Source organism: Anabaena subtropica FACHB-260 (assembly GCF_014697105.1).
GTDB lineage: Bacteria > Cyanobacteriota > Cyanobacteriia > Cyanobacteriales > Nostocaceae > Trichormus > Trichormus subtropicus.
Genome location: NZ_JACJRF010000002.1, coordinates 74,770 through 89,090, shown reverse-complemented (window position 1 = coordinate 89,090; position 14,321 = coordinate 74,770). Strand labels below are relative to the sequence as shown.

At 41.3% G+C, this 14,321-nt stretch carries 9 protein-coding genes; 1 reads left to right on the top strand and 8 read right to left on the bottom strand.

From position 1 onward, the window contains the following. Positions 1-19: 19 nt before the first annotated feature. The 5 genes from hemB to H6G18_RS01685 all read right to left on the bottom strand — a co-directional run bounded on the left by hemB (position 20) and on the right by H6G18_RS01685 (position 5,531). Complete coding sequence (gene hemB, locus H6G18_RS01705) at positions 20-1,030, bottom strand: porphobilinogen synthase (protein WP_190405347.1); 1,011 nt, start codon at positions 1,028-1,030, stop codon at positions 20-22. A gap of 94 nt (positions 1,031-1,124) precedes the next feature. Then, positions 1,125-2,240: a sensor histidine kinase gene (locus H6G18_RS01700; protein WP_190405461.1), complete on the bottom strand. Its 1,116-nt coding sequence runs from the start codon at positions 2,238-2,240 to the stop codon at positions 1,125-1,127. A 258-nt stretch (positions 2,241-2,498) separates the two neighbouring features. Continuing rightward, positions 2,499-3,209: a response regulator transcription factor gene (locus H6G18_RS01695; RefSeq protein ID WP_190405346.1), complete on the bottom strand. Its 711-nt coding sequence runs from the start codon at positions 3,207-3,209 to the stop codon at positions 2,499-2,501. A gap of 21 nt (positions 3,210-3,230) precedes the next feature. Next, positions 3,231-4,670, bottom strand: a complete 1,440-nt coding sequence (locus tag H6G18_RS01690; protein WP_190405345.1) for a sodium/glutamate symporter — start codon at positions 4,668-4,670, stop codon at positions 3,231-3,233. Positions 4,671-4,730: 60 nt separating this feature from the next. After that, positions 4,731-5,531 (bottom strand): ADP-ribosylglycohydrolase family protein, encoded by an 801-nt coding sequence (locus H6G18_RS01685; protein WP_190405344.1) that lies wholly within the window; start codon positions 5,529-5,531, stop codon positions 4,731-4,733. 221 nt (positions 5,532-5,752) lie between these two features. Between H6G18_RS01685 and H6G18_RS01680 the strand changes: the two genes are divergently transcribed. Next, the gene (locus H6G18_RS01680) at positions 5,753-6,022 is read left to right on the top strand and encodes a hypothetical protein (RefSeq protein ID WP_190405343.1); all 270 of its coding nucleotides are present in this window, start codon (positions 5,753-5,755) and stop codon (positions 6,020-6,022) included. Between the two features lie 53 nt (positions 6,023-6,075). Here H6G18_RS01680 and H6G18_RS01675 read toward each other — a convergent pair whose 3' ends face one another. The 3 genes from H6G18_RS01675 to H6G18_RS01665 form a co-directional block, all read right to left on the bottom strand. Continuing rightward, entirely contained in the window at positions 6,076-6,555 is a 480-nt protein-coding gene (locus H6G18_RS01675) for a HetP family heterocyst commitment protein (RefSeq protein WP_190405342.1), read from the bottom strand. Between the two features lie 1,170 nt (positions 6,556-7,725). After that, entirely contained in the window at positions 7,726-10,860 is a 3,135-nt protein-coding gene (locus H6G18_RS01670) for a cysteine peptidase family C39 domain-containing protein (RefSeq protein ID WP_190405341.1), read from the bottom strand. Between the two features lie 928 nt (positions 10,861-11,788). After that, positions 11,789-14,206 carry a GH116 family glycosyl hydrolase gene (locus tag H6G18_RS01665; protein WP_190405340.1) on the bottom strand — a complete coding sequence of 806 codons (2,418 nt, stop codon included), beginning with the start codon at positions 14,204-14,206 and terminating at the stop codon, positions 11,789-11,791. Positions 14,207-14,321: the final 115 nt, after the last annotated feature.

Below are 14,321 nucleotides of genomic sequence, written 5' to 3'. Positions count from 1 at the left end.
TTTGCTCCTGCTCCCATTCCTAAAGCAACATCAACGCTACTTCTTTGGCAAAGTAAGTGAGGATTAAATCTGCACCTGCACGTTTCATGCTGGTTAAGGATTCCAAAATTACTTGTTTTTCATCAATCCATCCCCTTTGAGCGGCAGCTTTTATCATGGCGTATTCGCCACTGACGTTGTAGGCTGCGATTGGTAGCTGGGTGGCTTGGCGGACTTGGTGAATGATATCTAGGTAAGCTAGGGCAGGTTTTACCATGACAATATCTGCACCTTCGGCAATATCTAGTTCTACTTCTTTGATTGCTTCTCTGGCGTTAGCTGCGTCCATTTGATAGGTCTTTTTGTCGCCAAATTTGGGGGCGGAATCTAAGGCATCCCGAAAGGGGCCATAGTAAGCGGAGGCATATTTGGCGGAGTATGCCAAAATCCCTACATTAATGTAACCTTCCGCATCTAAAGCTTGACGAATTGCGCCGATTCTGCCATCCATCATGTCGGAAGGTGCTACAAAATCTGTGCCGACTGCGGCTTGAGAAAGTGCCATTTTGACTAACACTTCCACTGTAGGGTCATTTAAGATAGTGCCGTTTTCATCGACCAAACCATCGTGTCCATGTGTGGTGAAGGGATCAAGGGCTACATCGGTAATAACAACAATTTCTGGGATTGCTTGTTTGATGGCTTTGACGGTTTGCTGGACTAACCCTTCTGGGTTGTAGCTTTCTGTGCCTGTGTTGTCTTTTTTATTTTCGGATATAACGGGAAAAAGAGCGATCGCATTAATTCCTAACTGTGATACTTCGGCTATTTCTTTCAGTAATAAATCTAGCGAGTATCGATAACATCCTGGCATGGAAGCAATTTCTACTTTCTGTCCCTCTCCTTCCATGACAAACATCGGATAAATCAAATCATCCACTGTCAGAGTCGTTTCCCGCATCATCCGCCGCAGCGTTGCAGTCCGACGTAGCCGACGGGGACGTTGAAACAGGTTCGATGGTTTGGTGGTAGATGGATTTTCAAGTGACATAAGGCTTCATAAAATTGATAATCATTATCATAAATGAAGCTAGTCATTTTGTGTGGAAAATAGAAATTGGGAACCCGGCTTTTCCCCCTACTTTTTACGCTAGGGGCAAGCAAAACTCAAATGTACTACCAATACCTAGTTCGCTTTCTACCTGAATTTTGCCGCCCTGTAATTCTACTAAGTGCTTAGTAATAGTTAATCCAATACCTGTACCTCCAGAGTGGCGATCGCGTGATTGATCAGCCCGCCAAAAGCGCTCAAATACATGGGGTATATCTTCTGGCGCAATACCAATACCTGTATCAATAACAGCAATCCAGAGTTTTTTATGTTTAGTCCATGTACTGATGGTAATTGAACCTTTAATAGTATAACGGATGGCATTGCCCAAGAGATTTACTAATATTTGTTCTGTGCGATCAATATCTGCTAGCACAAGGGGGATTTGAGGGGTAAATTCTCCCAGTAGTACTGGCCCATCTTCTAATAATTGGTCGCTAAATCTTTCTACTAAAGACTCTAACAAAGGATATAGATTGACTGGTTGTATTTTAATCGGCAAATAACCAGCTTCTGCTTTAGATAATTCTTGTAAATCGTTAACCAAACGTTCTAAACGTCTAGTTTCTTTGGCTAGTCGGCGGTAAACTTCTGGAGATGGAGCAATTTCTCCATCTGCGAGTTCTTCTAAATAACCACGCACCACTGTTAACGGTGTGCGTAATTCATGGGTCATATCTCCTATTAGTTCCCGTCGCCGTGCTTCCACTCCTTCCAAACTAGCAGCCATGCGATTAAAACTCGTCCCCAAACGATTCAGTTCGGGGATGTCAGACAAAGGTAGTCGTGCTTCTAGATGACCGGCTGCAAACTGTTGGGTGATTTGTTCCATCTCTGTTAGTCGCTGCATAATCCGTTTGGAAACCCAGTAACTCAATCCCCCCGCAGCTGTACCACCGACAAACACAGACCAAATAGTGCTACTGCGCCAAGCAATCTCAAATCCTTGTACTAAATCTGCACGAATATTAATTAAATTTATCCCTTCGCTTTCTAATCTTTCTAAGTGCAGGACAAAAAAGCGGGGAGAAGAAACTTTACTAATAATGACCAAACTAATTAAGCCCACCATCATCACTACTAAGTGTGAGAAAAACAGGCGGGATGCTAAAGGTAGGGATTTTGTCCAATGCCAACTTTTGTTGATTATGCTCATCAGAAAAATGGGTTTAAAATCCCTTCTACGACGGCTTTAAAGTAATAAGGAATAAGTAATAAGTAATGAGTAATAAGTAACACCTTATGTGAATTAAAAATGCCCTACAGATAGCAAGGTTTTTAGGTTGTGGTTTAGCCAAGATGTTTAGCGATATTAAAGTATTTACGCCTTTCCCGACTCCAAATCACATGAGCCGTAAGTAATAAATACTCTTTTCTCATTACTCCTTACTCATTACTCACTACTCATTTATACTACAGGGGAGTCTTCAAATTTATAACCAACACCTACTACAGTTTTAATAAAAGTAGGATTAGCAGGATCAGGCTCAATCTTTTTTCTTAACCTGGCTACATGAGTATCCACAACACGCTCATCACCGAAAAAATTATCTCCCCATAGTTTTTCAATTATTTGAGTCCGGTTCCATACTCTCCCAGGATTACTAACAAAAGTATTTAATAAATTAAATTCTAGAGTGGTTAAATCTAACGCTTCTGGTTGCGGGGAATTTATTTGACGGCTGGCGGTGCGTTGATCTAAATCTACTATAAAGTGTTGAGTCCGAGTTATTTGACCTTGACCACCTTGACGCAGACTGCGCCGTAGTAGCGCCCGCACTCTCGCTACCAACTCTCTGGGACTAAAGGGTTTAACCATGTAGTCATCCGCGCCAGTAGATAAGCCAATTACCCTGTCTATTTCTTCACCTTTGGCTGTGAGCATTAGTATATAAGGGTCTTTTATACCGGGTTTTTGGCGAATTCTCACGCAAACTTCCAACCCATCTAACCCAGGAATCATTAAGTCTAGGATAATTAAATCTGGTGGTTGCTCTTGAAACATTCGTAAAGCATTAATACCATCGCGGCTAATGCGACAGGAAAATCCTTCTTTTTCCAGAGAATGTTGGATTAACTGGGCAATTTCTGATTCATCCTCAACAATTAAAATATCCATTGTGAAGTATGGTATGCAGGTTTATGAAACTTTTCCTGGTAAGTCTTGCTTTCGTAGCTGCTGACAGTTATAGAAACCAAACATCAACCAAAATGCCAGGATAAATGATGTTAATAGCAAAACTGGTATGGGGCCAAACTTAACAATTAAGGGGGGTGCAGCAGCCGTAAATAAGCCCCCACCAACGATAGGTTCAAAAAGTAATTGTTTGTAAGCAAAACTCTCAAATGCACCAGAACGATTATCTGGGTCTACCATTCGCATTAACAATAATCCTGTGGAAGTGACACCCATTGATTGTCCTAAGTCGCCAAGTCCACGTTCAAACCAATAAAAAGGTAGTAGACGAGGACTTAAAAATACGAAAGCACATACATTCCAGACGATGCCGGCAATTGATAAAATAATGAAAGGAGCTAGGTTATTACCTAGTACAGTCAGGGAAATACTGGCTAGGGCTGTGACAATTGTAATGTCTAATGCTAGTCCGCCGATACGCTCCATGAGGGGACGACTAATTAAGTAGGTTCGTCCTGTACGGATGAGTATGTACTGCACAATAATGCCACCAATCAAAGCTATGGGGAATAACGGCACGTAGGTCATCAATTGCAAACCACCTCTACCCCAAGTCATGGATTCAATCCAGCGCAACGCTTCTAAGATGAGCCAGCCGAAAGCGATCGCTAGTCCGACAAAACCAAAATTGAGAGACAATGGATCAATCAGTAATTCGCGGAATAAATTTTCTCTGGCAATAGTAATACTTGGGTGTTCGTCTGGTGAATGACTATCTATCTTTTCTGATTCAACCAGTGGTTCACGACTAACTTGGATGCGTCCTGTACTACGTCCCCAGTGAATCAACATCGTCCCCGCAACGACTCCCGAAATCAGTCCCACTGTTGCTAAAGCTAAAGATAAATCAGCCCCGGCGGGAAATCCCAATTCTGCAAAAGTTCCCGCCATCCCTGCGGCTGTTCCGTGTCCCCCTTCAAAGGCGACTTCAATTAAACAAGCGGCGATGGGTGGTAAACCAAAAATTGGTGTTAATATGGTTATTCCTAGTAGCAATCCTACTACGTATTGCCCCCAGGCGATCGCTTGACCAAATGCTACTTGTGGTGCAGCTTTACGCCAAAATTCCCTTAGACCCGGAACATAATGTCCGAGAAATAAGGTAGCAAAAACAACGTTAATAAAAATACTAGGAGACTGTGACCATACTACCTGTATGTTTTCGGGAAATATGCCTTTTACAAGGGGAGATTGTGGATTTACAACTCTCACAACAGCACCAAAAGCACCCCCTCCCAGTAATAAGGCCATGATACCAGCAACAATTGAACTAGGTATGTATAGCGATCGCAATACCCATAGGCGTTGTCTGATCAACCTTCCCACCAGGATTAATATAGCGATAATTATATAAGCCCAAAATACGTCTATGAGTTTGAACATGGTAGTTGTTTGCTGTTGTCTTTAGCAGTAGAGGCAAAATTAGCCGATAACATTCCAAATTTAACCACAATGACTATTGCAGTATTTATACATAAAGTTTTCTGTGATAGTGCATAAATGCTCATTCAGGTGAGACAGGGTTTGTTGGGCAATTGCTTTTGGTACGCCTCCATAATATGCTTGAGCGATCGCCCCTGCAATACAGGCTATGGTATCGCTATCACCACCAAGGGAAACTGCATTGCGAATCGCGTCTTCAAAGTTGGTGGATTCTAAAAAGGCAATAATTGCTGGGGGAATGGAACCTGGACAGGTAGCATCGTATTGATAGGTAGGTCTGATTTGCTCTAAGGTTTGGTCTAGGTTGTAACCGAAGGTAGTCTGAATGTAGGATTTAATCTCTGCTTTATCAAGACCTGTTCTGGCGAGAAAAATGGCAGATGCTGTCGCTTGTGCGCCTTTGATGCCTTCTGGGTGATTATGGGTGACTTCCGCACTACCTCTGGCTTGTTGTAATACAGTATTTAAGTCTTGAAAAGCAAAGGCAATGGGACTAACTCGCATAGCTGCACCATTGCCAAAACTGTTATATGGTTGATTGTTGTTAGATTTAGCCCAGTTGCTAAAGTTCCGTCCGTAGCCTGCATATAGGTAGCGACGATAGTACCATTTGAATTGGTCGATGTACCTGCTACTTCTAGGAAATTGGTCAGTATTGAGAATTACGTCCGCTACAGCCACGGTTAGCACTGTATCATCAGTAAACCGAGACTGCCTACTAAAGAGGGGAAAATCTTTAGTTTTGATACTGTTTCCCTCATAGACTGAACCAATTATGTCACCTGCGATCGCACCCAGCATATTTATCTTTTACTCGATAATCTTAGGCTTGTTTTGTAGGCGTACTACTGCGTTGTCAACTCGCCATGCCAAATCACCTAAGGATTCTTCAAAATTACTTTATCATCATCTTTCAAGGGGAACTTTATATTGACATCACAAAAATTTCCGACGTTTTACGGTTGTTAAAAAGATAACATTTTTAACATGGTAGAATAGCAAACTACTTATATTCAATAAGTATGGAACTTCTAGTGGTGCTTCTCATCATCAGCTTATCACTTGCTCTCATCAAACTGTTGTCATCAAAACCACGTGGCAAGGTTTCAACGTCATTCCTCACAAATCCCAAAAATAGACAACTGCAAAAACGGCTGCTGGTATTACTCTGTGGAGATGTAGCCACAGCTAAACGACTTTTGAGGCAACAGCGACAGTTACACCGGGGTAAGTCTGATAACTGGTATCTGGAAAAAGTAATCTACGACTTAGAACGGGACAGGTATCGCTAATACACTTGTCAGCTGCTGACTCTGGGACGCTAAATCGATTCACAATATCATCATCAGTTGCGAATAAAGTCTATGTCTGACAATTTGAAGGCAATGTCTTGAGTGGATATGGCTTGTGGTTCCAAGTTGATATCTTGAAAATCATGGACTTGCTGTGTTAACCATCTGTCCAAGTTACCACCATGAATTTCTGTTTTCTGTTTTCCCACTACTTCCAGATAGGCCAGGTCTTTAATTTTACTCAAACAACTTGATGGCATATTAGTACTAGACCGAGCAACAGCAGCAGGTTGAGCAATTTTGACATTATCGTTGTGTTGTTGTTGCGCTTTACTAGCTTCTGAGTTTTCTTTGAGTAAGCGGTTATATGTGCGGTAGGGGATGTAGTGTAAAGGATTATATCCAGCAAAGCGCAGCATTAAGACACACGCCCAAGAATATTTACCTGCAAGAATTGCTTCAACTACTTTGTCAAATTGCTGAGGATTGATGGCTTTATTGTAGTTGGTTAGGCCTGTGGTGTTTTGGTTCATAGTGGTTGTTGTCTTGGATGAAGGTATTTCAGCTATTTGGTGAATTGAATGAAGAAACTTTTATCGGCAGGAACTACTGCGCCAAGGTGATCTTTCCCAGTAGAGCCGGTAGCTTTCGGGAGTGGGAGCTAAAACTACATCTTCCCTTTGTGATGTTTAATTACTAGCTGGGGAATTATTTCTAGGACAGGTTTGATACTTGTAAATATTTTTGCTGAATTTGTGGATGATGCAGCAACATTTTTACTCTCAATTAATTCTATCTCTACGGCTAAATTTCTATCAGTATAATAATGTTTTATCTCCATATTTTCACCCTCCCTTATCATGTAATTGAATGGCAGATAACAGTCTGCGTCTTCCCTGGCTGTCGCTACAGCTTTTTGCTGTTTGCCTGGTGATATCTGTAATTTTTATCCCTGATCAATTTATTGGATTCTTTCATTACTTAAGTATGGAGATAACTTCAGTGTTGCTAGATGTATTTTATTCTTTAAAACTATCATTGCTTCTCCATACTCTATTCAGAGTTATATTCGTATTTATACTATCTTTTTTCATGAATGTCACCTGCTAATCAGAATTTTATTACTCAATTTTACTGAATATTTTTAATATTGACTTATACGCTATACTGCTAGGGATTTTGAGAGTCTTCGGCTAGGTGATGAGGGGTCAGACCCCTCGCCTACTCCGTGTTTGAGACTTTTAACTCACTAAGGAAATTTACCACTAAATAAGTTGATAAGCAATAATTTAATAGAAAAAAATCAGCCTTTGAAAATCTAAAAATATTTTTATATTGATGTGGAAATACTAGCGATCATTTCTAAATGGTATACGAATATAAATTGGCACTAAAATTCTGATACAGAGAATATGGTTGCATTTATATCTCCGGAAAAATATCTATAAAATGAGCATGATTTTTATTATAGAATTAGCGGATTTTCCCCAAATATTTTGTATATATTACACTTTTGTGCTATATTATTAATATTTGTTACTTTCGCTTTGGCACACCTCAAAAAATATCTCTATTTTTACCGCTCAAAAAAATACTTTGACATAGCAAACTCATCGCTACACCAAAATCTCAAGTAGGGACGCACAGCGTTACACTCCTATAGTTATCAATGTTTCATAAAGATGATTGAAACTGCTGTATATCTATAGTTGCAGTTGAGCTAAGTGGTGATAAAGACCAGCGATCGCCATCAGTTCTTGATGAGTTCCATGTTCAATCACCATACCTTGATCTAAAACAAATATATGGTCAGCATCGCGCACAGTAGCAAGGCGATGGGAAATAATAAAAGTAGTCCGTTCTTGGCTAATCTGAGCTAAATTATGTTGAAAGCGGCGTTCTGATTCGGCATCTAAACCGCTAGTGGCTTCATCTAAAATCAAAATTTTGGGATTTCTCACCAAAGCACGGGCGATCGCAATTTTCTGTCGTTGTCCGCCAGAAAGCATGAAACCACGTTCTCCCACCTGGGTATCGTAACCCAGAGGTAAGGCTTGGATAAAATCGTGTGCGCCGGTTAACTTGGCGGCAGCGATCGCTTGGATTAAACTTAATTCTTGATCATGCAAAGTAATGTTTTCTAAAATCGTGCCGGAAAACAAAAAACTTTCTTGTGCTACTAACCCTACCTGACTCCGCAAGGACTGGGGAGACACTCCAGCCATATCATGTCCATCAATCAAAATCTTTCCCGTATCGGGACGATACAAACCCGCTAATAAATTGGCTAAAGTACTTTTACCAGAACCACTTTGACCAATGATGCCGATAGTTTGTTGAGGTTTGACCCCAAAAGAAATATTTTGTAAGGCGTTGCGTTCTTGAAACGAGTTATAACGAAAGGATACATTTTCAAATCTTACCTCGCCACGAATCGGTGGCATCACTAGTAGAGTTGTTTGAGAACTTCCTTCAGGGATAGCTGCATAAACATCATTGAGTCGTTCCACCGAAATTAAGACTTCTTGAAACTCATCCCATAACCCGACTAATGCCAAAACTGGATTAGTAATACTCCCCGTCAGCAGATTAAAAGCTACAAACTGTCCCAGGGACATTTGCCCACCAATCACCAAAGTTGCCCCAAACCATAAAACTAGGGTGCTACCAACGTGATTAATTAAATTCCGCGCCACTTGCAAACGATGGGCTAACTTTTGTCCCCGCAACCGCGCCTTCAACATTTTTAAGAAACGTTCTTCCCAATACTTCTGCAAAGGACGTTCGGCGGTGGCAGTTTTGAGTGTAGCCACTCCAGTCATAATCTCTACCATTGATGAGTGTTGTCTGGCGGATTCCTGAAAAATTTCTCTCGATGCTTGTTTGAGATATGGACTGGCGACTACAGTCAAAATCACTACGGGAATAATCCAACTCAGAACTAAGAGAGTGAGTTGCCAACTGTAATAGGTCATCAACCCCAGGTAAGTCACCACCATCAAGATATCTACCGCCGCCGCAATTGCCCTACGGCTGATAAAAATTTGAATTTTGCGGTTTTCTTGAACCCGGCTAATAATATCTTCTACTTGGCGTGAGGCGAAAAATTGTAAGGGTAACTGCAACGTATAGTTAATAAAACCGCCAATCAAGTTCAAATCGATGCGGTTAGCAAAATAATCTAGTAAGTGTTGGTGCTGTGCAGTTAACACAGTCCGCCAGATACCCAAACATAAAAAACTAAATGCAAATATGTGCAAGTTTGACAAGTCTTTGATAGGCATTACTTGGTCGAGAATGACCTGAGTAAATAGAGGAGTTGCCAATCCAAAAACTTGTACTAATAAGGAGGCGAGAATGATTTGCCTGAGTAATGTTCGATAATGCCACAATGTTTGCCCATAACGACCCAAAGAAAATTTCTCACTTTTGAGCGCTTGAAAACGTTCTGTGGGGTCTAACAATAAGGCGTAGCCAGTCCAACTAGTTTCAAATTGCGGACGTGATAACCATTTCCTCCCGACAGCCGGGTCAGAAATCAAGATGCGGTCATCTTTAATCTGCCACACTACTACATAGTGATTTCCTTGCCAGTGGGCAATCCAGGGATTATAGTGCCACTCTAATTTAGGCAAACTACCCCGGACTGGTAGGACATCATAACCCAAGGTTTGGGCTGCTACCGTTAAACCCTCCAGAGATGCGCCAGTCCGGTCTACTTGTGCCAAGTTCCTGAGACTATACAGACTTAAGCGCTTACCCCAATATTGGCTAATCATTGCCAAACAGGCTGCACCGCAGTCCGAAGAACTCTGCTGTTGAATAAATGGATAGGAATAGGACGATCTCGATTTACGTTGCTTTACTCCCTTAGGAAAGTCGATATCGTCGATGTCGGATGTGGCTATGGCTGGTGCTTCCAACGCGCGCAAATTCTGCAACTTGGGCAGAGCTAACTGTGGTTTACTCTCAGCAGGGATAACATCAACCACCTCGGCTGGCGGTTCTACTGGTTGATAGTCCTCAGTAAAGAAATCAGGTGCGATGGCTCTTGCTGTATCCCAATTTTCCGGGGATAGTTGGTAAACTAGCAAATCTGTTTGAGCAGTCCCGTCTGGTAATGTGTGTTCAGGATATCCCCAACTATCACCCACCGCAGGCAAAAAACTGGCTATTGATATAGATTGGACTCGACCACTCGCTAACCAAAAGCGTCCTTTTTCTGGTGGTGTTACTTCTGATAAGGATGAACCTGTGGGGATATATTTAGCTGTTAAATAAGGTAATAATTCTTTGAGTTTTTTACTCTTAAGTGATTGTAATTTTGTATAGCTTTTAAAGAAGATGAGCGCTTGTCGTTCACGAGTTAAGCGCTGTAGATAATTTTTTAACTGGGGAATGGTTTGTAACCAGGGTTTCAGGTCAGAAATTGTGATTGATATAACAACGCCTGTACTAGCGGCGATCGCTCGATACGGTAATGGTTGACTACAAAAGAAATCATCTGCTCCAAAAGCTTGTTCAGCTAATACCAATTGAGATGAAACCTCTCGTCCAAGGTTTTGATTAAAACTTAGTAATCTGACTCTACCTTGACAAACTATGTAAATAGTATTACTACTATCTGTAGTTGCTTTATCTACAGCATAATTTGTCAGTTCATCACCTAATTGAAACTCACGAATTATCCAATTTTGGCTAAACTGTGAAACTAGACTCGTATCCCCTGCAACTAACCTCACAAGATTGAGGATAGCCGCTTCTGGAGTGGGAGATGGCTGATCATTAGGATCTTTTTGCAGCCCTCCCTGAACTCTTAACGACGAAGAGGGATTCATAGTTTAATTTCTGCTTGGTGTATAAACTTTTGGCTGAGTTTTGAGCAATATAGATGACAGTTGTAAACTCAAATTAGTATCACATCAGCATCTTAATTAACTGCTGATGTATATTTCTGATTCAAGATTGGATGAAAATTTATTCCCCTTTTTTATCAATTTTTACTAAATCTTTAACCAGTATTCATGAAATTTATGTTTAATTGCTGTTGATTATTCATGAGTACATTCACTTAAATGTAAAAAATCGATAATTGCCAACTAAAAAAATATATTTAATTTAAAACAACAGTATTTTTGTAAAACATCAGGAAAATTATTTTTCCATTTTCAAAAGGTTCTTAATGAACATAAGTTTGATATCTTACCTAACGTAGTAATAATTGGACAGAACCTAAGAAACATTGACACCTGCAAAAAGTAGTTTTAATTTATTTACATCCAAAGTTATTTAAACTTATTTACGTTTTCTTTTGATTCATTAAACACCCGGAAAATAAACCCAAGAATTGTTTACACTGATTTTTAAATTTGAGGCAGAATCCCACCCAAGAGAGAGATACTAAGGCATATATAACGGCTATTATGTATATCTCGTTACAGATTTTTCCTGGTATCCCTCTAAGAACAACGACAATCTTGACAAGATAGCTGTCACCCCCCACAGGTGCAGTAAATCTCGAAAATATAGACAAATAAAGCTAAAAAAGCTGAAATATTTTTTGGAAAATACCGAACTTATTAATTCTCAAGGTCGGTTTTTCCATTATTTACACTAAAAATTTAAGGAAAATTTTATATTTCCCCAAATATTTAGAAGGGAGCAGGGGAGCCACTGCGGTCTTCTCCTCCGCGTTGGCGCTCTCGTAGAGAAGGGGTCTCCCCAAGTGGAGCAAGTGGCTTAGCAGGGGGAGAAGAGAAATGTTGACTATGGACTAATAACCACATAAATTGCCCAAATTGCCATAGCGCGGAGATAGGTACTAGCACGGAAGGTTCCGGCGGCGGTGATGGCTTCAGGTGTGCGGAATTGCAAGCCATTGTTATAGATTTGCTCTACTACAGCTTGTGTCACTCTCCAGCCTTCATCTTTCATTCCCATTTGTACCAGAAACGCAGCTAAACCAAAGTTAATTCCTGTCCACACTTCTAACGGGTGAGTAGCTTTTGGGTTTTCTGGGGAACCATCGGGACGTACTCCATTAGCTGCACCAAATTGACCATTGTAGAATTTGAGGAAGCAAGCATCATAAACAGTTTGTAGTGCAGAAATTGCGCGATCGCTTGGTACAATATCCGGTAATTCTAGTAAGTTAGCGTAGAATTGACCACACAATTGGTCTGCCATGACAACATCAGAACCACTTTCACTGTCGAGTCGATAGTATTTACCATTCCAGAGTTTTTCCTGATAAATCGGTAGGGATTTTGTCAACCAAGTTTTGTATGTGGATTTTTGGGAAAGTAACTTTTCTTTGGTGGTGGAATCTTCGTGATTTTGTAATAAAATCTCACTGATAGCGATCGCTGCTTCTAATGCAGCCAACCACAAGCCACCACAATAGGCGCTAACCCCTTGCAAACGCCAATCATCAAAGGTTTGGTCAGGCGCACCAGAGTTTTCGGGAATGCCATCGTCGTCTAAATCAAAGGTTTTTACGTAGTCGAGGGTTTCTACAATTGCATTCCAGCAATCGGTTAGGAACTGGACATCATCAGCACCAGTAAAGAGAAAATCTCGGTACACTTGCAAGACAAAATCACAGCCTAAATCCTTCCACAAATTACAATCTTGATAGCTAGTGTAATTAGTTTTCTCCCACACGTGTTCATTGGGTGCGCCTAAATCGTGGGGTGTTGCACCTGCGGCTTTACGCACAGCCAGGGGACTTTCTGCCCCAATTGTATAGTAATAACCAATCACACGGGGGGTATCATCACCGTGGGGAATTGCCCGCGCAAAAGCTCGCATTACTGATTTCTCTAGTTCTGGGAACAGTTGCAACAACCCAAAAGAACCATACAATCGCACATCTAAACTTTCATACCAACGGTAATCTAAGCATTCCAACACTGCAAATTGACCGATGGGGTCGCCTTGGGTGGCTGCACTCCAGAGAGTTCCGCCACTGGTGAGGTCATAAAGCTCATTAAATAGTGCCATTTGGAACCAATTGGGCAAATCTTCCCGATTCAGAATTGGTTCTTGCCAAGCTTGGATTTGTTGTTGCCAAGCTTTATACTGTTCTAGAGCAGTAGTTGCGATCGCCCAAGCATGATTACCCGTTTTCCCAAAAAAGTCTGTATATCTGCGATAGTAATTCACTCCGGCGGCAAATTCTGTTACAGGTAAATCCCAACTCACAACAAAGGGGATTTCTAGGGTTTCTCCTGGCTGGAGAGTGAAACGGACGGCGATGCCTGCTCCTACCTGTTCATTTTCTGTAGCTGGCGTGGTATCTATATAATTGGGTAAGGAACCATCATTAGCAAACGTCTGCCATACTTCCTCACCTGTACCCACAGGATTCCATCTTGTCTGGTGAAAAACTTCCACTTGGGGATGTTTCAATGTGGCAATGCACCAACTCCCTTCACCTTCCTGTAAAGGTTCATTCATCCCATTTCTACCTAAAAAGCAACCAAGATGTTGGGGACTTTCGTCTAAATAATTGTAATTTCCCTGGCTTTCCCCCAAGCGTGGCTGATACTCATAAACTGGACTACCATCATCCCGTACCCGCACATTAGGAGATTTGAGCGCATTTGTAAACCAACCGACCATATTTTGCCAAGTCAGCATGATGCTGAGTGTAATAGGTGCATTAGTAGGATTACGAGCTTGCCAAACAAACACAGCTACAGGGTAACTAGTCTCTTGATAATTATTTGCCCAAATCGGGGAAAACTGCTCACAAGTTAACTCGGCTTGAAAAACATTCTCATACACAAACCAGCTGCGAGGGTATAAGGCGTGATATGTTCCTGTTTTTTGTGTAGCATTAGATTCTGGATACCATTGCCAACTTTTCAAGCTACCATCATCTGTTGGTTGAGTAGATAGAGCATAAGTCTGGGAAGATGAGCCATTGGACTCAAATACACTAAATTGGCAAGCCGGAAAATTTTGGAAAATATGCTCCCCACCATCAATGTGCCACAGGTTGAAATCTCCCCGCGAAGAGCGACCAATACAACCAGCACCAAAGCCACCCAATGGCATACCATGCCAAGGCCCATCATCAATATTACTGGCATAGCGGACAGTATAAGGTTTATCCCAACCTAAACCAATAGGACGGTTCCAAGTACAGGAGGGAATTTGCGGGGAGGATTGATTTGTCATTACCTAATGCCACAAGTATGCAGTTACGCTAAGGAAGCTTAACTCGATGTGTAACTTTTCTCAAGGGGCGTGTGGAGAGTGATGAGTGATGAGTTGCAAGTAGGGAATTATTATT